This window comes from Oryzifoliimicrobium ureilyticum, assembly GCF_037199735.1.
GTDB classification, from domain to species: domain Bacteria; phylum Pseudomonadota; class Alphaproteobacteria; order Rhizobiales; family Rhizobiaceae; genus Rhizobium; species Rhizobium ureilyticus.
Genome location: NZ_JBBBVQ010000001.1, coordinates 438,051 through 464,000, shown reverse-complemented (window position 1 = coordinate 464,000; position 25,950 = coordinate 438,051). Strand labels below are relative to the sequence as shown.

Genomic DNA, 25,950 nt, shown 5'->3' with positions numbered 1-25,950 from the left:
CAGTTAGCACGGTCTTAATATCCAATCCGTTCCACCGTATGGTTGATGACAGACATAGCCAACGATGGAGATGTTGGATCGAAATATTGTTTCGCTCTGACAGTATTTGCTTTAACTTTAGTTCAGATTTGTTTGCAATGATGCGGCCCAGTTCTATCTCCGTCGGCCTGCGCACAGGTCGGCTCAATCCTGGAAGGCTTTCAGAGACCGTGATGCGCACCGATATAGGCCAGGTTATCCATCTGGCGGATTACCGCCCCACCGATTTTGTGCTTGAGCGCGTCGATCTCACGTTCGAGCTCGACCCGACCGCCACGAAGGTCGAATCACGGCTCATTTTTCATCGTCGCGAAGGCGTTGATGTCACTGCTCCACTAATCCTCGACGGCGACGAGCTGTCGTTAACGTCACTTCTTTTCGACCAGGAGGAGCTCGACGCTGCCCGATACGATGTAACGCCGGATAAACTGACGATACGCGAGCTACCGGCAGAAGCACCTTTCGAGATCACCGTCACGACAATCATCAACCCGCAAACCAATAGCCAGTTGATGGGGCTCTACCGCACGAACGGGGTTTACTGCACGCAATGCGAGGCGGAAGGCTTTCGTCGGATCACCTATTTCCCGGATCGTCCGGATGTGCTGGCTCCCTACACGATCACGATCATTGCCGACAAGGCCTCGACCCCTCTTCTCTTGTCGAACGGAAACTTCCTCGGTGGCGGCAACTATGACGAAGGCCGACACTTTGCCGCTTGGTTCGATCCCCACCCGAAGCCCAGCTATCTTTTTGCTCTTGTCGCCGGTGATCTCGGCGTCGTTGAAGATAGCTTTACCACAATGTCCGGCCGTGAGGTTGCGCTCAAGATCTATGTCGAGCACGGCAAGGAAGCGCGTGCTTCCTATGCGATGGATGCCCTGAAGCGTTCGATGAAATGGGACGAAGAGAGGTTTGGCCGCGAGTACGATCTCGACATCTTCATGATCGTCGCAGTATCCGACTTCAATATGGGCGCGATGGAAAACAAGGGCTTGAATGTCTTCAACGACAAGTATGTGCTGGCAGACCCGCAGACGGCAACCGACCACGACTACGCCAATATCGAAGCCATCATCGCCCACGAGTATTTTCACAATTGGACCGGAAATAGAATCACTTGCCGCGACTGGTTCCAGCTTTGCCTTAAGGAAGGTCTGACGGTTTATCGTGATCATGAATTCTCGGCAGATCAACGCTCTCGGCCTGTTAAGCGCATTGCCGAAGTCCGGCACCTAAAATCCGAACAATTTCCTGAAGATGGCGGTCCGCTTGCGCATCCTGTAAGGCCCACCGCCTATCGCGAAATCAACAACTTCTACACCACCACCGTCTATGAAAAAGGTAGCGAAGTGACGCGGATGATCGCGACGCTGCTGGGTGACGATCTTTTCCGAAAAGGGATGGATCTCTATTTCGAGCGCCATGACGGTCAAGCGGTGACGATCGAAGATTTCGTTCAATGCTTTTCCGATGTCAGCGGGCGCGACTTCTCGCAATTCGCCCTTTGGTATCACCAAGCAGGCACACCGCTGGTTACGGCATCCGGCAGCTATGACCCAGTGGCTAAAACCTTCACCCTGTCCTTGCTGCAGATGGTACCGGCTACGCCTGGGCAGACCGAGAAAGCGCCGATGCATATACCGCTCGGGCTCGTCCTTCTTGGGCAGAGCGGCGCGATCTTATCGCCCTCTTCCGTCGAAGGCGGGGAGTATGAGCGTAGTGTTCTTCATCTCACAGAGCGTCAACAGACCATACTGTTCAACGGCATTGCGGAACGGCCGGTCGTATCTCTCAATCGCGGCTTTTCTGCACCCATTAATCTCCAGTTCGATCAAACCCCGTCCGACCTCGCATTGATCGCGCGACACGAAACTGATCACTTCTCGCGCTGGCAGGCCCTGATGGACCTTGCCATGCCGAACCTGCTCCAGGCTGCACGCGATCAGAAGGATGGAAAATCTGCGAAAGCCGACAAAGCTTTCGTTGAAGCCCTATTGGCTGCAGCACAGGACGAAAGCTTGGAGCCAGCTTTCCGGGCACAGGCACTGGCGTTACCCAGCGAGTCCGATATTGCCCGCGAATTTGGTGGCAACAACGATCCTGAAGCCATTCATCTGGGTCGCCAGGCGGTCCTGACCGCGATTGCTGAAGCGGGCTCGACGATCTTCGTGCAGCTGTACGATACGATGAAATCGAACGGCACCTTTACTCCCACCGCGGAAAGTGCCGGACGTCGAGCACTTCGCAATGCGGCTTTGACATATCTTTCCTATGCCGAGCCCACGCCGCATCGTGCCTTGGCTGCGTTTGGGCAGGCCGACAACATGACCGAGATGCTGCACGCCTTGACCTTGCTTGCGCATCGCTTCCCAATGAGTGATGAAACCAACAAGGCGCTTGAAGATTTCAGAAGCCGGTTTGCCGATAATGCGCTCGTCATTGACAAGTGGTTCTCCGCACAAGCCACAATCCCAGGCGCCGGAACGCTGGAACGCATCCAGACCTTGATGGCAAACCCACTTTTCAATGCGGGCAATCCAAATCGTGTTCGGGCTTTGGTCGGCGCCTTCGCATTTTCCAATCCTACGGGCTTTGGCCGGGCGGACGGCGAAGGATATCGCTTTATTGCAAAGCAGATCCTTGAGATCGATCAACGCAACCCGCAACTCGCAGCGCGACTTTTGACGTCCATGCGTTCTTGGCGAAAGCTTGAACCCGGCAGAGCCAAACATGCAGAGGCAGCTTTGCGAACGGTCGAGGCCGCCCCTTCCCTTTCAACGGACGTTCGAGACATCGTTGAAAGAACACTAAAAGCCTGAAGCCTTTCACGGTACGCCGGTCAGCACCGCCGCGTCCGCAGATTGCCCGCCAGAGGTTCATACTTCGGCGGTTTTTCTTGACGAAGGCCGCCATGGTCAATGGGCTCATGGCGGTCCTGCTGTTCGCAGACGTTGCGGGGAAACAGAAAAGCGCTGTTTCTTAGCGATCGCATTGCGGCGTTCGAGGGATGCACGCTTAATATTCGGATAGCGCAAGACGTAGCCTAAATCTTTCAATTTGAATGTGAAATTTCATGATCCGGGCATGAATGGTCGAGGCGTCACGACCGCAGTTTCGGCAACTCTTAAAAATCAACCCTCAGAATTGGTTAATCCTTAGTTACCTTTTCCTCTGGACAAGCTGAATCCCGAATGATTCATTAAGCCAGATTCGCCCGGCGGCTTGGCGGATCACACGAGGGATTGTTAAGGATATGATGAACGCGCGACGGGCAACCGTGGCCAGCGGGCGCTTGCGTCTCGATTTGGCAAGGTTGGCGGAACGATTTGGCGGCAAGATCCGTCGTCGATTGGACGGCGAAGCCGTGGCGCGCAGACTGCCTCAGGCTGAAGCCGTCCTTAAGCGTGCTATCCCAATTCTTATCATTGCTTTCCTTGGGGTCGTTGCGGCATCGCATTTCTTTGGAATGATGGCAGAGTATCAACGCGCCGATACCGCGGCTCGCCACTCTACGATGTTATCGGCCGCCACGGCGGTGGCTCTGTTCAGCCAAATGCCAGACATCTTCGATGAGGGAAATGCTGCTGAAGCCGAGACCCAGCTTGCGAAGTTCTTTCCGAAGAGTATTTCCGCAGACGGTACTTTTATCTTGCTGGTCCAACAGACAGGGCGTGTGTTTGCCGCCTCTGGAAACGGATTTTCCTATGTCGGATCCAACCTCGCGCAGTTTATCCCGGATGTAGCGTCCGCGGACAGGAACGACATCAGTGAGTTGGCGATCGGTGACAACAGTCATTACCTTGCTGTCAGAGCGATCGGCGATAAAGGCGCTCTTATTGTCGCAGCCACACCGCTGAGGATGGTCGACAGCCTCTGGCGTGAAGAGTTGACGCTCAATGTCACGCTTTTTGCCGGCATCTCCTCAATCCTGCTGGTTATTTTATACGCCTATTACATGCAGGTAAAACGGGCGCGTGAGGCTGACGACATCTTCGTTGAATCGAATTTGCGCGTCGAGACGGCCTTGTCCCGCGGCCGATGCGGCCTTTGGGACTTCGATTTCGAGAACCGGGAATTTTTCTGGTCGCGCTCGATGTATGAGATGCTCGGCCTGAAACCAGGCAAAAAGGCCATGTGCTTTGGCGATGCGGCACGTCTGATGCATCCTGAGGACGATGGGATCTACAAGATCGCCCGGGCAGTGGCAAATGGCGGATCAACGCATATCGACCAGATCTTTCGCATGCGGCATGCCGCCGGGCATTATGTCTGGATGCGGGCTCGCGCCCAACTCATTCACGGGAATTCCGGGCGTCCGCACATGATCGGAATCGCCATGGACGTCACCGAGCAGCATCGCTTGGCGCAGCGCTATGCTGAGGCAGATCAGCGGCTTGCCGACGCCATCGAATCCACTTCGGAAGCCTTCGTGCTATGGGATAAGAACGATCGCCTGGTAATGTGCAATGCGCACTTCCAGGAAGCCTATGGACTGCCTGACAATGTCCTCGTGCCTGGCACCGAGCGATCCCTTGTCAGCGCGGCTGCTGCGCGCCCAATCATTGAACGACGCATCGCAAGCGCCGACGGGTCCGGATATTCGCGCACCAGCGAAGTCCAGCTTGCTGACGAACGATGGCTGCAGATCAACGAGCGCCGGACACGCGATGGTGGCCTTGTCTCGGTTGGCACTGACATTACTTTGCTGAAGAGACATCAGGAGCGCCTTCGCGAATCTGAGCGCCGGCTGATGGCCACCATCGGCGACTTGAAGGCTTCGCGTAAAACGTTGGAAAGCCAGAAGGCAGCTCTATCCATTGCCAACACAAACTATCTTGCGGAAAAAGAACGCGCAGAGGCGGCGAACCGCGCGAAGTCTGAGTTCCTCGCCAACATGTCGCATGAACTGCGAACGCCGCTCAACGCCATCCTCGGCTTTTCCGAGATCCTGCAAAATGGCATGTTTGGTCCATTGGGATCTGCAAAATACGATGAGTATGCCCGCGATATTCATCACAGCGGCAAGCATCTGTTGAATGTCATCAATGACATTCTCGACATGTCGAAGATCGAAGCAGGCCATATGAAACTGCAATGCGAGAAGATTGATCTCGCTCCACTGATCGAAGAGAGCCTTCGCTTTACCTCTATTCCTGCAAGCGAAAAGAATATCGTTATTGAACAGCGTCTCCAAGGCGACATCGTTTTAAATGCCGATCGCCGTGCGATGAAGCAGATTTTCCTTAACTTGCTTTCGAACGCTGTGAAGTTCACCAATGACGGCGGCAAGATTGCCGTCAGGGCGCATTGCGTGACGAACGGCATTTCCATCACGATCGCCGATACCGGCATTGGAATTCCGAAAAGCGCGTTGAGCAAGATCGGCCAACCCTTTGAGCAAGTGCAGAGCCAATATGCGAAAAGCAAAGGCGGTTCTGGCCTTGGCCTTGCCATCTCACGCTCACTCACGATGCTGCATGGGGGTCGCATGAAAATTCGATCTCGCGAAAACCATGGAACCGTTATCGCAATTCATGTTCCAAACTGAAGACGACACGGACGTGGCGAAGTTCTCGCTCAGCTCACAACTGTATGGAAAACACGACGGACCTCCCGAGAGAGATGCTTAATTTCGCCCTCCAAGCTTTTGATGTCAGGCGTTTCGCCAGCACGGCAAACAAAGTCGATGAGACCGGCCGGAGCCTCCCGTGGATCGAATACGCCGTCGATGCAAAGTCGGACAAGTTGCGAAAGTTCAGTGTAGAGTTTGTCTGCGGAAAGGCATAGCTCCAGGTCCTCGCTGGATAGAAAATGCGGGCCGAGTGCTTCCAGCCTTTCACGAGTGTTGGTGCTGCTCACATCTTCACAACGCGCTGCTGGAGCCATGAGCGATAGGAACTGGCAAATAAATTCGATATCGACGACTCCACCTGGAATCAGTTTCAGGTCCCAGAGACTTTTAGGGGGCTTTTCCTTGTCGATCATTTCCCGCATCTCAAGCACGTCACGGACAATCTTCGTTCGGTCCCTCGACTGACCGATAACATCTGCAATGACGACCGAAGCTTCATCGATCAAGCTTTGATCGCCGCAGATAAGCCGCGCCCGTGTCAGCGCCATGTGCTCCCAGGTCCAGGCTTCCCGGCGTTGATAGTTGGCGAAAGACCTCATCCTCGTTGCGACGGGGCCTTTGTTGCCGGAGGGGCGAAGGCGCATATCCACCTCGTAGACGACACCCTCAGCCGTTGGAGCAGACAGCGCCGCGATAAGACGCTGCGTCAATCGGGTGAAGTAACGCGTGGGATCGAGAGGTTTGACACCATTGGACTCTTCGGCGGCATCATGGAAGTCGTAGAGGAGAATCAGATCGACGTCGGAGCCTGCCGTCAGCTCGAAGCTGCCCAGCTTGCCCATGCCCAGCACCGCAAGTCGCATACCCGGCAAGACGCCATGCGTCTCTTGCATTTCATTCGCGACCGCAACGAAGGCTGCTTCGATGACGAGGTCGGCAAGGTGGGTAAAAGCTTTCCCCGCCGCGACCCCTCCAATGGCCCCTGTCAAAAGGCGAATGCCGATAAGAAAGCGCTGTTCGGCGGCGAATATTCTCAGTCGATCCAGCGTCTCCTCGTAATGCCGGGACTGGGACAGCGATGTCTCAAGCCGCGATGCGAGATAGACCCGCGTCGGAAGCTCGGAGATCAGACCGGGGTCCAACATGCCATCAAAGACATGGGGACGTGCTGCTATCACCTCGGCAAGTTTCGGCGCTGCCGACATGATGGTCACGATCAGTGAGAGAAGCGGCGGATTGCTGCCCATAAGAGAGAACAGCTGGATTCCAGCCGGCAAACCTGAGATAAAGCCGTCGAAGCGCAAGAGCGCTTCATCGGCTCTCCGGCTTTCGCCGAACACACGCAAGAGCTCCGGTGTTAGCTCGGTCAATCGTTCTCGAGCTTCAACGGACTGCGTCGCACGATAGCGGCCATAGTGCCAAATCCGGATCACACGCGATATATCTGCAGGTCTTTCAAAGCCTAACTTTTGCAGCGTAAGAAGCGTATCGGGATCATCGTTCTGGCCAGTAAAGACGAGGTTGCCACTTGCACCCGAGAGGTGATTCTCCTGTTCAAACAAACGGGCATAACGCCGCTCGACCGTCTTCAGGACATCAACAAGCCGAGCGGAAAATGAGGCAATGTCTTCGAAACCCATGAGATAGGCGATCCGCCGTAACTCAGCATCCGTCTGTGGGAGAAGATGCGTCTGTTCGTCATGGACCATCTGAATACGATGCTCTACATCCCTGAGAAACCAGTAAGCATTCTTCAGTTCCTGGCGCGTTTCCTCATCGATCCAGCCGGATTGCGCCAATGTTGCCAGCGTGGCTTCCGTTCTGCGATCACGCAAATTCGCCATTCGGCCCCCCGCGATGAGCTGCTGGGTCTGGACGAAGAATTCGATCTCACGAATACCGCCGCGTCCAAGTTTGACGTTGTGGCCTTTGACCGCGATGTTACCGTGCCCTTTATGGGCGTGAATCTGGCGCTTGATCGAGTGGATATCGGCAATGGCCGCATAATCAAGGTATTTGCGAAAGACGAAAGGCAAGAGGCCTCGCAAAAACTCCTGACCTGCAATCAGATCTCCGGCCACCGGCTTTGCCTTGATGAAAGCGGCTCGCTCCCAATTTTGTCCCCGACCCTCGTAATAGATCATGGCGGCATCGACCGAAAGCGCTAACGGCGTTGAGCCAGGGTCGGGCCGCAAACGAAGGTCGGAACGAAAAACATAGCCATCCCCCGTGCGCTCCTGCAGGATACGCACCAAACGGCGCACGAGCCGCGGAAAGACTTCGATGGGCTCCTCGCCCGCCGCGACAATCCCGGCATCCGGATTGAAGAAAACGACAAGATCGATGTCGGACGAATAGTTCAACTCGCCAGCGCCGAGCTTTCCCATCCCGAGAACGATGAGACCGGACCCGTACGAAGGATTTCCGGGATCGGGCAGTTTTAGTTTTCCGGTTTCATTGGCTGATAGCAGCAGATGATCGATCGCTGCACTTACGCAGGCTTCTGCAAGCTCACTCAATAGTTCTGTGGTCGATCTGGCGTCGAAAATTTTCGAAAGATCGCCCAGAGCGATGAAAAGTGCGGCGCGCCGCTTCAAAACGCGGAGCCTAGCCATCAGCTCCGTTTCGGTGACCGCGCCGTTCTCTCTAGGAAGCCATGCATCCCTTGCATCATCAATCAGCGCCTTAACCGCCACTTTGACAGGTTGGTTCACGATCTCCGCCAAAGCCTCAGGATCAAGGCGGGCGCAATCGCGCAGATAGGGCGAAAGGCTGAAGACGGCTATCAGGAAATTCCAGAGATGCCCGCCTTCCACCAGAACGTTTTTCAGGTTTGGATGCACCGCGCAAAGCTCACGCAACTCGTTTTGCGCGCTCTTCAGCTCGCTTTGATTGAGTGGCTTCAGGACACGTCCATCAACATCCTTAAGGCTTGATATTGCTTTGTCCTGCATCCGACTTTCCTACCCATCGTGCCCGATTGTAGAAGTTTTCGCGCGGCCATCAAGGCGCTCGGAGCAAACGTACAGCATCAGCCCAGCGATCGGAATCGATTTCGGGCTGCTCTGAAGCATACATTCAAGGGTTCAGCCTAGCTCGCTTAAGCCTCGGAAGCGTTGAACAGAAGAGTGACAGTCAGGCCGCGCGCATCTTGCGCATCCGGTTTTGTATCCGATAGCTCCAGACTTCCATGATGAAGTTCCATCACCGCCTCAACCAACGAAAGGCCGAGACCCGTACCGGGCTTTGAACGACTTTCGTCTAGACGAACGAACCGCTTTACCACATCCGCACGTCTGTCTTCCGGAATGCCAGGACCATGGTCAGCGACAGAAAGACAAATGTGTTTGTCACGTCGATGCAACTTAAGAATGATGGCCCCGCCTTGATCGGCGGAGTATTTGATCGCGTTGTCGATTAAATTGAAGATGGCCTGCCCGATCAATTCGCGATTGCCTTCGATTGTGATCTCAGGCTCGATTTCCGCCGATAGGCTGAGGCCAGCCTCTTCCGCGACAGGCTCGTAAAGCTCGGCGCTGTCGGTCACGATCGACGATAACTCCACGCTCGACATTTCCGCAGCAACCGATCCTGCCTCGACGCGCGAAATCATCAGCAAAGCGTTGAACGTTCTGATCAGTTGATCGGACTCGGCAATGATCCCTTCGAGTGCGCTATGACGCAGGTCTTCGTCCTGGCGATCGAGAGCGTCCACCGCTTTGTTCCGAAGACGCGTGAGCGGCGTTTTGAGGTCATGCGCGATATTATCCGAGACCTGGCGCAGTCCCTCGTTCAATTTTTCGATCCGCTCCAGCATCGCATTCAAAGAAACAGAAAGGCGGTCGAATTCGTCGCCGGAGCCGCTAACGGGCAAGCGCTGCGAAAGGTCGCCCGCCATGATCTTCTTGCTGGCAGCCGAGACGCGATCGATGCGCTTCAGAGCATTGCGGCCAATCCCAAACCAAATAATGATGGCTCCAAGACCCATGATCGCAAGCGCGATCATCAAAGCCTGCCGTACGAGGACACGGAATGCCTCCGGCTCGCCGAGGTCGCGGCCAATCAGCACGCGCATGCCGTTATCGAGAATGAAGATCTCTGCCAGCGCCATATGGTTTCTGCTAACGGCATTTTCGGCATAGCGCTGATAGCGGAACGGTGTTTCCGTCCAGCCCGACTGCAGGAAAACGCCGGGTTCGACCGATGCGACGTTGCCGGCCAAAATATCACCGGAAGGACCGGCGATGATGTAAAGATTGGCGCCCGGCTGGCGCGCTCGCCGCTCCATTACGCGCAGCAAAAGGTTCATGCCGCCGGCATCGTAAGCACGCTGGACTTGCTCAACCTCTTGCCGGACCGCCGTTCTAATCTGGCTGGTCAGCAGGTTTTCCGACATCGCCGTCACGTAGAACACAAGCGTGGCGGCGCACAGGGCGAAGAGAATGATGTAAAGAGCAGAAAGCCTGACAGCCGTGGACTTAAAGAGAAGCCAGAAGCGACTCATCCATCGTCCTTGATCATGTATCCGGCGCCGCGGATTGTCTTCAGAAGAGGCTGATTGAAGTCTTTCTCAATCTTGGAGCGAAGGCGCGAAACATGCACGTCGATGACGTTTGTCTGAGGATCGAAGTGATAATCCCAGACGTTTTCAAGCAGCATAGTCCGCGTGACAACCTGACCGGCATTTTTCATGAGATATTCCAAGAGCCGGAACTCACGCGGCTGAAGCGGAATTTCCTTTCCGCCGCGCCGTACCTCATGGGAGAGCCGATCAAGCTCGAGATCGCCCACCCGATAAACAACATCCTGATCCGGCGTGCCTTTGCGTCGACCCAGCACTTCTACACGGGCAAGAAGCTCACTGAAAGCGTAGGGCTTCGGCAGATAGTCGTCCCCGCCAGCGCGCAGACCAGCAACACGATCATCGACCTGGCCAAGTGCGGAGAGAATAAGGACGGGCGTATGAACGCCTTTACGACGAAGCTCGCTGATGACAGAGATGCCGTCTCGCCGCGGCAGCATACGGTCAATGACCATGACGTCGTAAGAATTTTCGGTGCCCATGAAGAGACCGCTTTCCCCGTCGCCGGCATGATCAGCCACTATTCCCGCTTCCCGAAAAGCTTTGGAAAGATAAGCCGCAGCCTCGAGATCGTCTTCTATAATGAGAATCTTCATGCGAGCGACATTACCTACCACATGAGTTTCGGCAAGGCTCGATCCAAAATCTTGCTGCACGGACGTCATGGCGACACCCTCTATCAAACCAGAAGATCAATGGACCGCGCGATCCGCGCGGTCCGGTTCATGTGTATCGATCAACCCTGATCGATAGGAAGCGCTACAAAACGGCTGCCTTCCTTCGATTGGATCTGGAAGAGAGCCCTTGTTCGACCGTCCTTCTTGGCCTGATTGACAAGTCGCACGATATCTTCGGGCTTTTTGACTTCCTGGTTGTTGACCGAGGTAATCGTCTCGCCCGCCTTGATGCCTTTGTCAGCGGCATCCGAGTTAGGGTCGATATCGGTGATCTGCAGGCCCTTCCCATCGTCAGCCGGCGCTACACTAAGGCCAAGGGCAGCCAAAGCCTTGTCTGTTGCCGGAGCTTGGCCTTGATCGGAATCACCCTGATCATTGCTTGCGCTCTGCTGCTCTGCCGGAAGTGTTCCAAGTTCAACGCTAATCGACTGGGCCTTGCCGGAACGCCAGACCGAAAGATCGACCTTGCTGCCTGGCTGCATCGAGCCGATACGACGGCTGAGCTCGCGTGCATCCTTGACAGGCTCGCCGTTCAAGGCCGTGACGACATCGCCCGCCTTCAGGCCGGCTTTCTGGCCTGGCGTACCATCCTGGGCGGAAACGACGAGTGCTCCATGCGGCTCCGAAAGACCGAGCGAGTCGGCGATATCCTTGCTGACGGGCTGGATCTGGACACCAAGATAGCCGCGCGAAACCTTGCCATCCTTCATCAGGTCGGCAACGACATCCTTCGCCGTGGAAGCGGGGATTGCAAATGCGATACCGACGCTACCGCCAGTCGGCGAGAAGATTGCGGTGTTGATCCCGACAACTTCACCGTTCAGGTTGAATGTTGGGCCGCCTGAGTTACCGCGATTCACTGGTGCGTCAACCTGGATATAGTCATCATATGGACCAGATCCGATATCGCGACCACGGGCCGAAACGATACCGGCAGTGACAGTTCCGCCGAGGCCGAAGGGGTTGCCGACAGCTACGACCCAATCGCCAACTTTCGCCTTATCACTGTCCGCCCATGTGACGTAGGTGAACTTGCGGCCCTTGCCATCAACCTTCAGCACAGCCAAATCGGTCCGCGGATCCTTGCCGATCAGCTTGGCATCGAGTTCGGTGCCGTCGTTCATCACGACGACGAAAGCTGCGCCGTCATCGACGACGTGGTTGTTGGTGACAATGTAGCCATCTTCGGAAATAAAGAATCCGGACCCCTGCGCGACTGGACGAAGGCGACCTTTGCCATCCTTCTGCGCATCGCCGTGGCGCTCGGGACCGTTGCGCTCAGGACCCTGGCCCTGGCCCTGGCCGAATTGGCGGAAGAAGCGCTTGAGCGGGTGGTCATCGGGAAGATCCTCAAAACCGCGGCCATTGAAATCGAACGAAAATCCGCTGTCGTTATCGGCCGCCGGGTTGATCCGGCTTTCAACGCGGACAGAGACGACCGCTGGAGAAACCGCGTCAACAACGCCCGAGAAGCTCGGCATGTTCGGGGCCTGGACCTTGACGGGTTCGGCGTAGGAACGAGTGACTTCATATGGAACACCGGTCGCGAGAACAGCAGCCGCAAGACCTGCAACGGTCGAAGCTTTGAGCGTGGCCGACAGGGATGGAGCTTTGATCTTCATTAGCATTAGGCACCTTCTCGTTGAATTCACTACCGGCCAGCGCATGTCTGCCGCCGCGATAGATAGAGATATAGGGACGAAGACCTTACAGCGAACTGTACGCCCCATGAAAAATTTGTAATCTCTGATATTCAATCGCTGAAGCCGATGGCTTCAGATATCTTTCAAAAGCTCGTCCATGTGCCGCTTTTCATCATCTGTGAGCGGCTCCGCCTCATAGCGGGCCTGGCGGCGGCGCAAAGAGGTTAAAATGGCGGCGACGCCGGCGATCGTCAGGATGCCGGGCGCGCCCCACAAAAGAATGGTCTTTGCCTCGAAACGGGGCTTGAGGAGAACGAACTCTCCGTAGCGCGAGACGATGTAATTCAAGACAGCCTGATCGGTATCGCCGGCTTCGATACGACGGCGAACGAGAAGACGAAGATCACGCGCAAGATCTGCATTGGAATCGTCGATCGATTGGTTTTGGCAGACCATACACCGAAGCTCTGCAGATAAGGCGCGCGCCCGCGCTTCTTGAGCCGGATCAGGCAACATCTCGCTCGGATTGACGGCAAAAGCGCCGACGGGATGAAGAACGACCGCGATCACGGCAGCGATCAAAGAAAGCCGAAGAGCCTCGTTCGCCCGGACAAATATTCTTGTCATTCGGCTGGTTCCGGGACCGCAGTTACAATTCGCGTCCGTCGGGCCGGTGCGCCGACCCGCAAGCGTCTGTCGCTGAGCGAAACAATACCGCCAAGCGCCATGACGAGAGCGCCCCCCCAAATACATAGAATAAACGGCTTCCACCATATCCGCACGACTGTACCACCATCTGTGGCGTCACCGAGCGATACGTAAAGTTGGCTGAGGCCGAAGGTGACGATGCCGGCCTCTGTCGTCGGCATTTGACGAGCGGTATAGAGCCTGCGCGAAGAATAGGTATCGGCAACGACCGCGCCGCCGCGACGAATGGTGAAGTGACCGCGGTCCTCGCTATAGTTTGGTCCCCTGCCCGTGCGCATACCGTCGAAAGTCAACGTATAACCGCCCGCATCGACGCTTTCCTGCGGCTTCATCGTCAGGATATGTTCGGTCTGAAGGGTCGTCACCACAACAATGCCGAGGACGCTGATACCAAGCCCGGCATGGGCTAGAGCCGTTCCGAAAGCCGACCGAGGCAATCCTTTAAGACGCTTCCAGGCGATCTGTGGCGCGACTTTGCCGATGCCGGCTCGCCAAACCAAATCGGCAATGGCCCCAAAAATCAGAAAAAGAGCAGCGGCAAGGCCGAAGGCCGCCAGAACAGGGCCACCATGCTGCATGTAGAAGAAGACCAGGCCGCAGAGAAACGCTAAACCAGCAGCAACATAAAGTCTCTGACAAGCAGCGAGGAAATCGCCCCGCTTCCAGGCAAGAAAGGGACCGAAAGGCACGATGAGCAAAAGCGGCGCAATGAGAAAGCCGAAGGTCAGATTGAAAAATGGCGGTCCGACGGAGATTTTCTCGCCTGTCAATGTTTCAAGCAGCAGCGGATAGAGCGTTCCAATCAAGACCGTCCCGCAGGCAACTGTAAGGAACAGATTGTTGAGAACGAGAGACCCTTCACGTGAAATCGGCGCGAACAGACCTCCGGAGGACAAGATTGGCGCGCGCAGGGCAAAAAGCGCCAATGCACCGCCAATAAAAAGAAGGAGGATTACGAGGATGAAGACACCGCGCGTGGGATCTGTCGCGAAGGCGTGGACTGAGGTCAGGACGCCGGAGCGGACTAGGAACGTGCCAAGAAGCGACAGGGAAAATGTCAGGATGGCCAGCAGCACCGTCCAGATCTTCAACGCATCGCGCTTTTCCATCACAAGTGCCGAATGCAAGAGTGCCGTGCCAGCCAGCCAGGGCATGAACGAGGCATTTTCAACGGGATCCCAGAACCACCAGCCGCCCCAGCCCAGCTCGTAATAAGCCCAATAGGAGCCCATTGCGATGCCCAGGGTGAGAAATGTCCAGGCCGCAAGCGTCCAGGGGCGAACCCACCGTGCCCACGCGGCATCAATGCGCCCTTCGATCAAGGCGGCCACGGCAAAGGAGAAACAAACAGAAAAGCCCACATAGCCGAGGTACAGGAGCGGTGGGTGGATGGCGAGACCGATATCCTGCAGCACAGGATTTAGATCTCGTCCTTCGGCAGGCGCAGGCCATAGCCGCTGAAATGGATTTGATGTCAGAAGAATAAACAAAAGGAAGGCTGTCGAGATCCACGATTGCACCGACAGAACCGTTGCCTTCAACTGCGACGGAATATTTCGGCCGAACAAGGCGACCAGGGCGCTAAATAGCGCCAGGATCAGCAGCCACAGCATCATCGAGCCTTCGTGACTGCCCCAGACGCCGGAGACCTTGTAGATCATCGGCACCAGCGAATGCGAGTTTTCCCATACATTTGCCACTGAAAAATCGGAGGTAACATGCGCATAGGTAAGCACGGCGAAAGAGAAGACGACCAAGAGAAACAAGGCAAAAGAGCCGGACGTGGCGACATCCATGAGAGCGACATCCGCTCGCTTTGCGCCAATGACAGGAACGACGGAAACGACCAACGCGACGGCAAGCGACAAGACCAGCGCGTAATGACCGAGTTCTATGATCACTTCGCTCCCTCCCCCTCTTTCCAGCGGCCTTCGGCCTTCAGCCGATCCGCCACTTCCTTGGGCATATATCTCTCATCGTGTTTGGCCAAGACCGTATCGGCTGTGAAGACATCCGTTCCGGATTCGAAGCGCCCCTCGGCAACGATCCCCTGTCCTTCGCGAAAGAGATCCGGCAGGATACCCGTAAAGCGGACGGGAACGATATCTCCGCTGTTGTCGGTAACGGCAAATCTGACGGTAGAGCCAGTCCCACGTTCGACACTTCCAACGGCAACCAGACCGCCAAGGCGAATACGCGTTCCTGGCGGTAGGGGATTGTTGACGAGATCTCCCGGCATATAAAAATAGGCCACCGATCGCGAAAAAGCGAAAAGCACAAGCAGAACAGCGAGAGCAATAAAGGCGACGCCACCCGCGATCACAGCAAGCCGCTTCTGTTTCCGGTTCACTCGGCAATTCCCCTCATGTCGACGCCAAGACTTTCTGCGAGTGCAAGAAGTTGCTTGCCTTCATTACCATTTGCCGGGAACGCGGCTATCGCCCTTTTCAACGCGTCTCGAGCGGCCTGCTTGTCGTTCAAAACCGAATAGGACCGAATGAGCTTCATCCAACCGTCGAAGTCAGAAGGATTCTTACGCAGTTTTGCATCCAATCGATCCACCATCCCGCGGATCATGTCCTGACGCGCTGCTGGCGTCATTGTGTCAGCCGCCGCGATATCGCTTGCGCTGGGGACTGGTGTACTTTGGTTTTCGTCTTTGCCGCCGTTCTTGGCAATATGTTCGGCGACCAAGGCCTGCCACGGAGCATTGGCGGGCGAGTCTTTTTGCAAGGCTTCAAACGCAGCACGCGCATCCACTGCTTTACCATCCTGTTCGAGACCAAGCGCAAGATAAAAACGAGCTCGCGGATTATTGGGCTCAAGCACCAGCGACTGAGCTAAGATCTGCCTTACCTCCGGTGTCACCATTCCATCCGCACCTGCCATCAAGGCCTCGGCAAGGCCGTCAAGTCTTGATGGCGTTGGCTCCAGAAGGCGGATGGCATTCCGGTATGCCTTTTGAGCATCGTCCACGCGCCCGCTGTTGAGATAAATGGGAGCAAGAAGGTCCCATCCCTTCCCATCTTCTGGATTGGATACCAGATGCCGCTCCATCTGGAGCAGCAGGATTGCCATGTCCTCGCCTGAATTTTGTAGCCTTGCGGCAAGAGGCTGAGCGGGAAGATCGGGCCTTCCGCTATCGAGATAAAGACAGAGGCTGACAAGAGGCAGCAGAATGATGATGAACATCTGAATGAAGCGGTGGCCGCCAACGCCCAACCGAACCTCGCGGTGCACGTCCCGCGCCGCCGACAAAAGCCGGCGGCCGATTTCGGCGCGGGCATTTTCTGCTTCGGCTGGCGAAATCAGCTTGTTGGTCAGATCCCGCTCAAGCTCGCGAAGCTGGTCGCGGTAAACTTCGGTCTGGCTTTCAGCATATAGGTCCGCTCTCCCTGTTGCTCGACGCAAAAGAGGATGGAGCAAGGCGGCCGCCGCCGCGGCAGTCATGACCGCAACCAGAATCCAGAATATCATGAGCGTCAATTACTTGAAGCTGCGCGTTATTCCAACTGTGAAGACGCAGCTCACGGTGAATTGTGGCGATTTGCTACGAAGGGCCATTCAAGCCTCTGCGCTCTGTGAGATCAGATCGGCGACCAGGTGCCATCCTGGTTTCGGCAGGCGACCCCCTTCGCCTCCGTGTCCTTGCCATCTGCGGTGATCTTGTGGGTGTATTGGCGGCAATTTTGCGATCCCACTTGATAGGGGGCTGCGGCGATAACGCTGCCACTGGCATCATCGCCCTTCCAAGGAACGCTTTGGCCAACGTCACCGGCTTCAAGCGCTCGATATTCAGCCTCAAGTGCCCGTTGCTTGTCGTTTTTACTCAACTCCACCCCGGCGTGTGCGACAAGCCCACCATCCAAAGCTGCAAGAACTGAAGCGGAGCTTGCGGTTTGTCCTGGGAGCAAGCTTTTGCCGGCCTTCATTGTCTGACAGCCGGACAAGACAAGCCCACATCCAGCCACCGCGATCAAAAGGCGTGTCGAACGCTTAGTCATTCCGCCGCACCACAATTCCGTTCCCATCCACCATCGCTACAAAAATATCTTGGGCGCCGCAACTTTCAGCCGCACACACAAATGTCGCGATTTGTTGTGACATCAAGCACTTGCTTAGGCAACATCCTTCGCAACGCCAGGCAAAATAAGCTTTGCCTTGAGGCCGCCGAGCTCGCTGCGCGACATTTCCAGACGCCCCTGATACTCGCCGGATATTTCCGTCACGATCGACAAACCAAGGCCGGTTCCAGGTTTGCTTTCATCCAATCTTCGTCCACGCTTCAACGCCTCTTGAATCTGATCGGGCTCAAGGCCTGGACCATCGTCCTCAACCACCAATTCCACCCATTGCCGGCGATGACTTGTTTCAGCACCTTTAACGTCATCGGCCGCTTCACGCGCTGTTAGAAGGACTTTTGTACTGGCAAAGCGGGCCGCATTTTCAAGGAGATTACCGACCGTCTCCTCCAAGTCCTGCTGCTCCATCGCCAAAGCAAGGCCAGGTGGAATGACACTCAGCTCGAAGGTCGTTTCGACATTCAGCCGGCGCAAGACGCGGATCAGTCTCTCAAGCGTCGGCTCAGCTTCGGTGCGCGCCAGAACCGATTCGCGCTGCGCGGCGATGCGCGCGCGGTTAAGATAAGATTGAACCTGGCTCTGCATCGCCTCTGCCTGATGTCGCACGATTTCGCCATGCAAGGGCTCGAGAACCCGCGCCTCATTCAAGAGGACAGCAATGGGGGTTTTCAGCGAATGAGCAAGATTGCCGACCTGCATGCGGGCACGCTCGACGATACGCCTGTTGCTCTCGATTAGCGCGTTCACTTCATTGGCAAGCGGTAGGATTTCTCGCGGAAAGTCGCCTTTCAGCTCGTCGCTTTCGCCGGTGCGAATGCGCCCTAGCGCCGCGCGCGCTTTGTCGAGCGGCTTCAAGCCGTAGAGCGTTGCAAGCGCGTTGACGACAAGACTGCCGAAACCAAAGGTCGCTAGGGACAGGTAAAGACTATGGGCGAAATTGCGCACATCATCTTCAACGACAGCAGTATTTCCCGTCACGCGAAAACGCGCCGCTCGTCCATCCGTGTCGAGAACGAACTCTGTCTCGGCCACCTGAATGGTGTTCCCAGCAGCATCTTTGACTTGATAATATCGCTCGTAATTCTTGTCGAAGGGAACTTCCACTATGGATGGAACCGGGATCGTCGAGGAGCCCAAAGACGGCGATACCAGAGGCGCGGCTGTGTAGGTTCCAAGCGGCTCTACCACCCAATACCAGCCGCTGCGCGGCTGCGCGAAGCGCAGATCGCCAAGCTGCGGACTTCCCGTCAAAGCGCCTTGATCGCCAATAGTCACGGAATTGATAACATTGGCGAGCTGCGCGCGCAGCAGGTCCTGAAAGCCGCGCTCGGCGCTGCGCCGATAGAGCGCTGATATCAAGAGCCCGATAACCACGAGCGCCACTGTCGACCACACGGTGGTCAGCAGCAGAACGCGCGCGGTGAGCGACTTAATGCGCATCGGTCGGCGCTTGGATGCGGTAACCGAGGCCGCGCACCGTTTCAATCAAATCGACACCCATCTTTTTACGAAGACGACCGACGAAAACCTCGATCGTATTGGAATCGCGATCGAAATCCTGATCGTAAAGATGTTCGACAAGTTCGGTCCGCGAGACAACCTCGCCCATGTGATGAACGAGATAAGCCAGCAACCGATATTCGTGCGACGTGAGCTTGAGCGGCGTGCCGTTCACCGTCACCTTCGATGCCTTGGTGTCGAGCCTTACAGGCCCGCAGACGAGTTCGGACGAGGAGTGGCCGGCAGCGCGGCGAATGAGGGCGCGGATGCGTGCCAAGACTTCTTCGACGTGGAACGGCTTTGTAACATAATCATCTGCGCCTGCATCGATGCCGGCGACCTTGTCGCTCCAACGATCACGTGCCGTGAGGATAATCACCGGCATCCCGCGACCGGCAGCGCGCCACTTTTCCAGCACGGTAATGCCGTCGATTTGTGGCAACCCGATATCCAGGACAATCGCATCATAGGGTTCGGTGTCGCCCAGAAAATGTCCTTCTTCGCCATCGAAAGCCTGGTCGACGACATACCCTGCCTCTTTCAACGTATCTGCCAATTGGCGATTGAGATTGACATCGTCCTCGACAACCAGAATGCGCATTCTTCAGTTCACTCCGCTTTTTCGGCCGCTGGTCAGGCCCGCGCCGGATATAAGGCGTTTTACTTGATCAGCAAACCGCAAACACAGTGCTTTCGACATTCGCTGACCGAAAGAGAGAAAATCACATTGGGACTTTGACGGTGATCTTGCGCGGACGCTGGCCCTGCCCCTGCACAATAACGGTGATGATGCAGCTGTCGCCGGAAGGTTGAACGGACAAAAGTTGACCACCTGTCTTTTCAACCACCTTATCGGCGGCATCGCTACAATCGTTTGAAATCTGCACTGCAAAAACGTGTCCCTGGTCCTGCGGTGCGACACCTGTCGTCAACCCGACAGCCAGCGCAGCGACACTCATGAGAGAAGCCATTTGCGATGCTTTCCATAGTTCGAATTTATGTTCGACTATGTACTGAGAACAGGCTGAATGGCAAATGAATGCCTTGCAACACAGGCATAACCTGGCGACGAGACACATTGCACAGTCAGCGGCTGAACGCATCCATTGGCCGGGATCATTGCCAGACGTCCTTAGCGAGCAGGCTACCCCGACATTGCGGCTCGATAGCCATTACAAAGTCGCTCTGATTCGGCCGGTGCAAAAAACTTTTCACACGATGCCTGGGTCAGATCTCAACCAGCGAATGACGCACGGCCTTGGAGACATCGTAATCGGCGGCAATACGTGTCTCACGAAGTGGCCGGACGCGATTGATCGAGGCTTGATATGTCGGATGATTCTTATAGGCGGACAGTGCGGCCTCATCATCGAACTCGCCATAGACGACGATATCAATGTCCGTGCCCAATTGATCGGTTTTCACATTGGTGCCGATTTCAAGACATCTGGCATGCGGAATTGTCGTCAAGACCGAAAGTCCTGCCCGGACGGCTTCAACATTCTCGGGTTTGGCGGTGAAGAAGACGATATGGCGGATCACCTGCATTACTCCAGCAATTGAGAAGCCGCTGAGTTCAGCGCTGCTTTTTGTCGATGAATGGCGCGATAGCACGCCGGAAAAACCGCTTCAACCGGCCACCGGCGGCCGGTCGAGCTTCGAGCGCGGACAAGAAGACCTTTGCGTAACCAGCTATCTTTTCGGCACGATCGGTGCCGTTCACGATACGGCGCGCATTGACCCAATCTTCGGTTTGGTCGTTAAAGTGATCGCAAAGCCGATGTTTCGTGAAACTGCCTGCGATCATGCCGTCGATCAAGATAGACACAGCAACCGGCATCTCCATGGCTCGTGACGGATCGCCTGTCAGATCGATACCGGTTAATCTGCTCATCTCTTCGTAATTCCGTTTATGGGTAAGCTGCACCAAACCGCGGCCGAGCCAGGTCTTGCCATCCTCATCGGGAGACCAATAAACAGTCTTGACCCACGAGAGCTTCCCGTTGGCGAAAGCCCGATCAAGACGCGCGACAGCTTCCTCATCGGACGATGCAAGAGTTTCGCGTACTGGCTGCATCGTGAAGGCGGTTTCATGATAGGCGGTCGCAAGAATGTATGCGAGCCAGCGCAGATCGCCTTTCGGAAACCGATCCTGCCAGCCATCCAAAATAGCGTTGAGGCCCTCTCTTCTTTCCGTCGAAAGCCCGGATGGAAACAGGGTAGCTTCAATGGCCTCGAAGAAAACCCTTCGATCAGGCGGCAAGCGTCTCATCCCTTACCTCTTATATCAGCACCATCTTAACCGATTAAATTTACTTAAATCGTTTAAAGTTTAAACCGCTATATTTACAGGATTTTTTTCTCATGGCACTCAAACAATCGTCGTATGAGACGACCATGGAGATCCTGATGCAAAAGCAGATTAAGCACCAGCCTATCATTCCTCAGCATGTGATCGACCAGCTCGAAAACGAATGGCGTCAAGTTCGCCCGGTCACTGACTCGGTCATTCCGTCTCGTTCTCAGACAGCATCAGTGCCGACGTCACGCTAGGCCTTTCAAGCTTTCTTCGGTTAAGAACAAAGGATGGCTAGAGGCGCCATCCTTGCGGGGTTTTTCAACCTTTGCGTTTGGCCAAAGCGGTTTCGCCGACGGTCAAGGGCCAGTCGACCACATAATCTTCCAGTTGGTCTGCATCAATTTCGGTTTCGCTTATTGTGCGCCCACGCGCCGAGATGCCTGCTGAGTGGACCGTTTCAGCGTCGCCCGATACGAGAGGATGCCACCAGTAAAGATCGTGGCCTTCGTCAATCAGACGATAAGCACAGGTTGGTGGCAGCCAGGCAATATCGGATACCGTTTCCTTCGTGAGCTGCACGCAGTCCGGCACGTAGTCCCAGCGATGCGCGTAGTCAGAACAGCGACAGCTTTCCCGATCCAACATCTTGCAGGCAACCGAGGTAAAGTAGATATCTCCGCTGTCCCACTCCTCCAGTTTGTTGAGACAGCAAAGCCCGCATCCGTCGCAGAGGCTTTCCCATTCCTGCGTCGTCATCTCGGCCAGGGTTTTCGTTTTCCAGAAAGGCGTCTTATCCATCGTCTTCATCACGCAACAGGCTGTAAAAATACAGCTCAATCCCTTCTTGGACGTACGATCGTCGCAAAATCAACTAATTATTCACCAAGCTGGCGCTAACTGAAAGCAGTGCGGCTCATCAGTCGCTGCTTATATGCTCGGATGATCCGAGTTGGTGCCGATTGGGCGGGAATACAAGACGTGACGGATCCGGACAATCCACAAAAGCACCCCAGGAAAAAGAACTATATCCTTCTCAAGATCGATGCCTGGATTGATTCGACAGCGTGGAACACAGGCTTCCGGGCTGGCGAAATCTGGGAAGATCTGACGATCTTCTTCCGGCGCTTCCGCGTCCGTGGGTGGAAGCGTGCCGTGTTCGAACTTGCCGGCGAAGCGATGACGCTTGGCGCGTTCGGCTCCGTCCTCATGCTGACCTTAGCACAGCCCGCTTTTCACGCGACCACAGAGGACTGGCGGAACAAAGGTGATTTTGCGATCACCTTTCTTGATCGCTACGGCAATATCATTGGCCATCGCGGCGTCATCCACCAGAACTCGGTCCCCATCGACGAGTTGCCAGACAACCTCATCAAGGCCGTCATCGCGACGGAAGATCGCCGGTTCTTCGATCACTTCGGGATCGATTTCATTGGGCTCGTGCGAGCGCTTGCCGAAAATGCAAGGGCGGGCGAAGTTGTGCAAGGCGGCTCCACGCTGACCCAGCAGCTCGCGAAAAACCTCTTTCTCAGCAATGAACGGTCTATCGACCGAAAGATTACAGAGGCATTCCTCGCGCTTTGGCTGGAAGCCAACATGTCCAAACGCGAGATCTTGTCGACCTATCTCGATCGAGCCTACATGGGCGGCGGCACCTTTGGTGCAGCGGCTGCAGCAAAATTCTACTTCGGCAAGGACATCAAGGACGTCAATCTAGCCGAAGCCGCCATGCTAGCGGGTCTCTTCAAGGCACCAGCAAAATATGCACCGCATGTCAATTTGCCGGCAGCCCGCGGCCGCGCCAACGAAGTCCTGACCAATCTCGTTCAAAGCGGCTTGATGAGCGAAGGACAGGTGATTGCTGCACGCCGCAATCCTGCCACCGTCGTAGACCGAGCGCAGATCGAGTCGCCAGATTACTTCCTCGATTGGGCCTATGACGAGGTTATGCGGCTTTCAAACCGCTTTCCCGACCACTCTCTGATTGTCAGAACGACAATCGACACTGCCCTGCAGAAAGCTGCCGATGACTCGGTCGAAACATCGCTGCGAGAGTATGGGGAAAGCTACAAGGCAAAACAGGGTGCTTTGGTTCTCATTGAACATGGCGGTGCTGTTCGGGCCATGGTCGGCGGAAGCGACTATGGGGAAAGCCAGTTCAACCGCGCCACGAAGGCTTTGCGGCAACCTGGATCGTCATTCAAGGTTTATACCTATGCCGCGGCGATGGAAGCGGGAATGACGCCCGATACGACCATTGTCGATGCTCCGATATCCTGGGGCAATTGGAGCCCGCACAATTATGAAAACCGTTATGCGGGCCGCGTAACGCTCGCAACGGCGATAGCGCAATCGATCAATACCATCCCGGTGAGACTGGCTAAGGAGAAGCTCGGTATCGAGCCGATCCGCGCGATGGCGAAGAACCTTGGAGTCGAAACGCCAATCCGCAAAGACGTGACAATTCCGATCGGGACCTCCGAAGTCACGGTGCTAGACCAAGCGACCGCCTATTCTGTCTTTCCGTCCGGCGGATACCAGGCGCGTCGCCACGGCATCCAGCAAATCCTCGATTACAATGGAAGGGTTCTTTACGACTTCGATCGGGACGAGCCTCCTGCAAAGCGCGTGCTTTCGGAGCGGGCCGGCTCCTACATGAACCAGATGCTTTCGCGCGTACCTTATGTCGGGACGGCGCGGCGCGCAGCGCTGGATAATGGAATCTTGACAGCAGGCAAAACCGGCACGACGCAAGCCTATAGGGATGCATGGTTCGTCGGCTTCACCGGCAATTACACCTGCGCCGTCTGGTTTGGGAATGATGATTACACCTCTACGGCCAATATGACCGGTGGCTCTCTGCCCGCTATGACGTTCAAACGACTCATGGATTTTGCTCATCAGGGAGTGAGCTTGCGACCTATCCCTGGAGTAGAGAATCCGAAGGTTGCAGAAAAACCAAAGGCAGTTGCAACAAAACAACAGCCACAGGAAGTCACGGTACCGTTTTTAAGACCACGAATGCTGGCTCCCGAAACGGTTAAGCTATTGAGAGAGCTGCATGAAAATTTACAAACTGCTTCTCCTATCCTACTAGATAAGCTTGCTAGTGCGAATTAACGTAGTTGTGAAGCAATCACCTGCTGGCAGTTGCATAATCTTTTCTAAAAATTTACGATGTTGGTCATGGAACAGCATCCATTTTTGGGTGGGTTGTCTAAATATCTAGAGTTTATCAGGGTGTTTGGAATACACCTATGGCTAGCCGAGCAATGGCAAGGTCCATATTTGGAAAAAAGGGGTAATACTATGCTTGAAGTCGTTGCAGATAACTCCCAGGCTGCCAACTCGGCTGATTGCCGCGAGCAGGTTGAAATCGCGATGCGTGAAATGATTGAGCGTCTGGCTTCGTCCGGCCTGCCACTGGCTGAAATTGCCTTGTGCCTTGCAGATGCTGCCGAAGAATATGTAATTTCGCTCGCTCAGGCGCGCCGCTCGCACTAACTTGACGAATTATCGATCCGGTTTGCGCGACTCCCACGTTCGGCCGGATCTCATCTCTCCTATCATTTGCGGGAGATGTATCGATTAGCAGTACGCCTCTCTTTCGTTGATTTTATCAAAACTGAGACGTGAGGCGTGCGGTTTCCCAAACGACAGAACGATGCTAACCCTTGGCTTCAAATCGAGTCGGGAGTTTATTGTTGTTTCGGTTTCCGCTCTTCGTCGCACTCATGCTTATCGTGGCATTCGGCGGAGGTGTTACAATTTCCGTCTATGCACTGAATGCAACTTCAGGGTTCGGCGCCATCAAGCTCGGACCTTGGGAGGCTTTTCCGCGGCTACAAACGGGCGATGCCGATCCCTATGCCAAGTCTCATCGCGCGCGGGCCGGTAAACTGCTTTATGGAACGGCTGAAGGTCTGAGCTTTACGGCAAAAACCGATAGCACCAACCAGCCTTTGGACGCTTCCTGCGATTACAAGCTAACTGGACAAACGCCGGCTGCACGTCTTTGGTCGCTCTATGTAACCGATCCATTCGACAATATTGTACCTGTATCGCAGGATTTGCCTTCAGCTCTAAATTCGCGGACCGTTCTGCGGGAGGCTGACGGCAGCTTCTCCATTCATTTATCAGCAACGGCCCAGCCCGAGAACTGGGTTGCGATACCACGAAATGGACGGTTTCAACTCGTCCTGACCTTGTTCGACACGCCAACGGCGGGTAGCTCTGGCGTCGTCAATCTTTCGATGCCTTCGATTGCTAAAGTCGGATGCTCCCATGTTTAGGATCCTATCCGCCCTTTTCGCCGGTGTTGTCGGAGCGTTCATCCTCCACCTCGTCATCATATTATCTCTACCACACTTTACGGAGAGCGATGCCTGGACAAAGGTTTCGCGTGAGGGTGAGGCTGCACGCTTTCACTTGCTGTCTGAAAAGATCGACAGCGCCGGCCTTTCTGTCAGCGATCCTTTTGTCCGCACAGCCGTCTGCTCTTTTGACGTCGAGGACGCACCAATCCGTTTCACTGCGAAGGGTGGCGTACCATTCTGGTCAATCGCGATCTTTGACAGAGCCTCCAACGAGGTGTTCAGCATGAATGACAGGACGGCAGTCAACGGCGCCCTTGATGTCGTTGCGGGAACGCCGATAGAACTCACCGCTTTGAGGAAATCGCTGCCGGCCGCCATAGAGCAAAGCGTTCTCGTAGAACTCACGAGGAATCAAGGCTACGCGGTCGTTAGAACATTGGTTCCGCAAGCGAGTTTCGACGACGCGGCCGACCGATTTCTAAGGGGAGCAGGCTGCCAGCCGTTTGAAACCGGAGCGGATTGAGCGGCAAGC

22 protein-coding genes are annotated in these 25,950 nt (G+C 55.4%); 7 read left to right on the top strand and 15 right to left on the bottom strand.

The genetic code is table 11. The features are described 5' to 3' along the window. Window positions 1–212: 212 nt before the first annotated feature. Both pepN and VQ830_RS02205 read left to right on the top strand, forming a co-directional pair. Window positions 213–2,861 carry an aminopeptidase N gene (gene pepN / locus VQ830_RS02210; protein WP_337266414.1) on the top strand — a complete coding sequence of 883 codons (2,649 nt, stop codon included), beginning with the start codon at window positions 213–215 and terminating at the stop codon, window positions 2,859–2,861. Between the two features lie 434 nt (window positions 2,862–3,295). Continuing rightward, window positions 3,296–5,590: a PAS domain-containing sensor histidine kinase gene (locus tag VQ830_RS02205; protein WP_337266413.1), complete on the top strand. Its 2,295-nt coding sequence runs from the start codon at window positions 3,296–3,298 to the stop codon at window positions 5,588–5,590. Between the two features lie 29 nt (window positions 5,591–5,619). Here the strand turns inward: VQ830_RS02205 and VQ830_RS02200 are convergent, their stop codons facing one another. The 14 genes from VQ830_RS02200 to VQ830_RS02135 form a co-directional block, all read right to left on the bottom strand. Continuing rightward, complete coding sequence (locus tag VQ830_RS02200; RefSeq protein WP_337266412.1) at window positions 5,620–8,568, bottom strand: bifunctional [glutamine synthetase] adenylyltransferase/[glutamine synthetase]-adenylyl-L-tyrosine phosphorylase; 2,949 nt, start codon at window positions 8,566–8,568, stop codon at window positions 5,620–5,622. A gap of 146 nt (window positions 8,569–8,714) precedes the next feature. After that, a complete protein-coding gene (locus tag VQ830_RS02195) occupies window positions 8,715–10,118 on the bottom strand; it encodes a sensor histidine kinase (protein WP_337266411.1) in 1,404 nt (467 codons plus the stop codon). After that, window positions 10,115–10,792: a response regulator transcription factor gene (locus VQ830_RS02190; RefSeq protein WP_438617150.1), complete on the bottom strand. Its 678-nt coding sequence runs from the start codon at window positions 10,790–10,792 to the stop codon at window positions 10,115–10,117. Before VQ830_RS02190 ends, VQ830_RS02195 begins: the two co-directional genes overlap by 4 nt. Window positions 10,793–10,932: 140 nt before the next feature. Further along, a complete protein-coding gene (locus tag VQ830_RS02185) occupies window positions 10,933–12,501 on the bottom strand; it encodes a Do family serine endopeptidase (protein WP_337266409.1) in 1,569 nt (522 codons plus the stop codon). 147 nt (window positions 12,502–12,648) lie between these two features. Continuing rightward, window positions 12,649–13,143 carry a cytochrome c-type biogenesis protein gene (locus tag VQ830_RS02180; RefSeq protein WP_337266408.1) on the bottom strand — a complete coding sequence of 165 codons (495 nt, stop codon included), beginning with the start codon at window positions 13,141–13,143 and terminating at the stop codon, window positions 12,649–12,651. Continuing rightward, the gene (locus tag VQ830_RS02175; RefSeq protein WP_337266407.1) at window positions 13,140–15,125 is read right to left on the bottom strand and encodes a heme lyase CcmF/NrfE family subunit; all 1,986 of its coding nucleotides are present in this window, start codon (window positions 15,123–15,125) and stop codon (window positions 13,140–13,142) included. The genes VQ830_RS02180 and VQ830_RS02175 overlap by 4 nt, the downstream gene beginning before the upstream one ends. After that, window positions 15,122–15,574 (bottom strand): cytochrome c maturation protein CcmE, encoded by a 453-nt coding sequence (ccmE, locus tag VQ830_RS02170; RefSeq protein ID WP_337266406.1) that lies wholly within the window; start codon window positions 15,572–15,574, stop codon window positions 15,122–15,124. Before ccmE ends, VQ830_RS02175 begins: the two co-directional genes overlap by 4 nt. Then, window positions 15,571–16,701 carry a c-type cytochrome biogenesis protein CcmI gene (ccmI, locus tag VQ830_RS02165; RefSeq protein ID WP_337266405.1) on the bottom strand — a complete coding sequence of 377 codons (1,131 nt, stop codon included), beginning with the start codon at window positions 16,699–16,701 and terminating at the stop codon, window positions 15,571–15,573. Before ccmI ends, ccmE begins: the two co-directional genes overlap by 4 nt. A 110-nt stretch (window positions 16,702–16,811) precedes the next feature. Further along, on the bottom strand, window positions 16,812–17,228 hold the full coding sequence (locus tag VQ830_RS02160) for an RT0821/Lpp0805 family surface protein (RefSeq protein ID WP_337266404.1): 417 nt from the start codon (window positions 17,226–17,228) through the stop codon (window positions 16,812–16,814). 114 nt (window positions 17,229–17,342) lie between these two features. Next, window positions 17,343–18,746, bottom strand: a complete 1,404-nt coding sequence (locus VQ830_RS02155; protein WP_337266403.1) for an ATP-binding protein — start codon at window positions 18,744–18,746, stop codon at window positions 17,343–17,345. Next, window positions 18,736–19,407, bottom strand: coding sequence for a response regulator transcription factor (locus VQ830_RS02150; protein WP_337266402.1), 672 nt, complete (start codon window positions 19,405–19,407; stop codon window positions 18,736–18,738). Before VQ830_RS02150 ends, VQ830_RS02155 begins: the two co-directional genes overlap by 11 nt. 121 nt (window positions 19,408–19,528) lie before the next feature. Then, complete coding sequence (locus tag VQ830_RS02145; RefSeq protein ID WP_337266401.1) at window positions 19,529–19,777, bottom strand: hypothetical protein; 249 nt, start codon at window positions 19,775–19,777, stop codon at window positions 19,529–19,531. A 256-nt stretch (window positions 19,778–20,033) separates the two neighbouring features. Next, window positions 20,034–20,348, bottom strand: a complete 315-nt coding sequence (locus tag VQ830_RS02140; RefSeq protein ID WP_337266400.1) for a Dabb family protein — start codon at window positions 20,346–20,348, stop codon at window positions 20,034–20,036. A gap of 34 nt (window positions 20,349–20,382) precedes the next feature. Next, window positions 20,383–21,078: a hypothetical protein gene (locus tag VQ830_RS02135; protein ID WP_337266399.1), complete on the bottom strand. Its 696-nt coding sequence runs from the start codon at window positions 21,076–21,078 to the stop codon at window positions 20,383–20,385. A gap of 92 nt (window positions 21,079–21,170) precedes the next feature. On the opposite strand from VQ830_RS02135, the gene VQ830_RS02130 reads away from it, so the two are divergent. After that, window positions 21,171–21,359: a hypothetical protein gene (locus VQ830_RS02130; protein WP_337266398.1), complete on the top strand. Its 189-nt coding sequence runs from the start codon at window positions 21,171–21,173 to the stop codon at window positions 21,357–21,359. 64 nt (window positions 21,360–21,423) lie between these two features. On the opposite strand, the gene VQ830_RS02125 is transcribed toward VQ830_RS02130, so the two are convergent. After that, entirely contained in the window at window positions 21,424–21,903 is a 480-nt protein-coding gene (locus VQ830_RS02125) for a YcgN family cysteine cluster protein (RefSeq protein WP_337266397.1), read from the bottom strand. Window positions 21,904–22,083: 180 nt separating this feature from the next. Between VQ830_RS02125 and VQ830_RS02120 the strand changes: the two genes are divergently transcribed. The 4 genes from VQ830_RS02120 to VQ830_RS02105 all read left to right on the top strand — a co-directional run bounded on the left by VQ830_RS02120 (window position 22,084) and on the right by VQ830_RS02105 (window position 25,941). After that, entirely contained in the window at window positions 22,084–24,222 is a 2,139-nt protein-coding gene (locus VQ830_RS02120; RefSeq protein WP_337266396.1) for a transglycosylase domain-containing protein, read from the top strand. A gap of 66 nt (window positions 24,223–24,288) precedes the next feature. After that, window positions 24,289–24,606, top strand: a complete 318-nt coding sequence (locus VQ830_RS02115; protein ID WP_337266395.1) for a hypothetical protein — start codon at window positions 24,289–24,291, stop codon at window positions 24,604–24,606. A gap of 200 nt (window positions 24,607–24,806) precedes the next feature. After that, window positions 24,807–25,394 carry a DUF1214 domain-containing protein gene (locus VQ830_RS02110; RefSeq protein WP_337266394.1) on the top strand — a complete coding sequence of 196 codons (588 nt, stop codon included), beginning with the start codon at window positions 24,807–24,809 and terminating at the stop codon, window positions 25,392–25,394. Beyond that, a complete protein-coding gene (locus VQ830_RS02105; protein ID WP_337266393.1) occupies window positions 25,387–25,941 on the top strand; it encodes a DUF1254 domain-containing protein in 555 nt (184 codons plus the stop codon). Before VQ830_RS02110 ends, VQ830_RS02105 begins: the two co-directional genes overlap by 8 nt. Window positions 25,942–25,950: the final 9 nt, after the last annotated feature.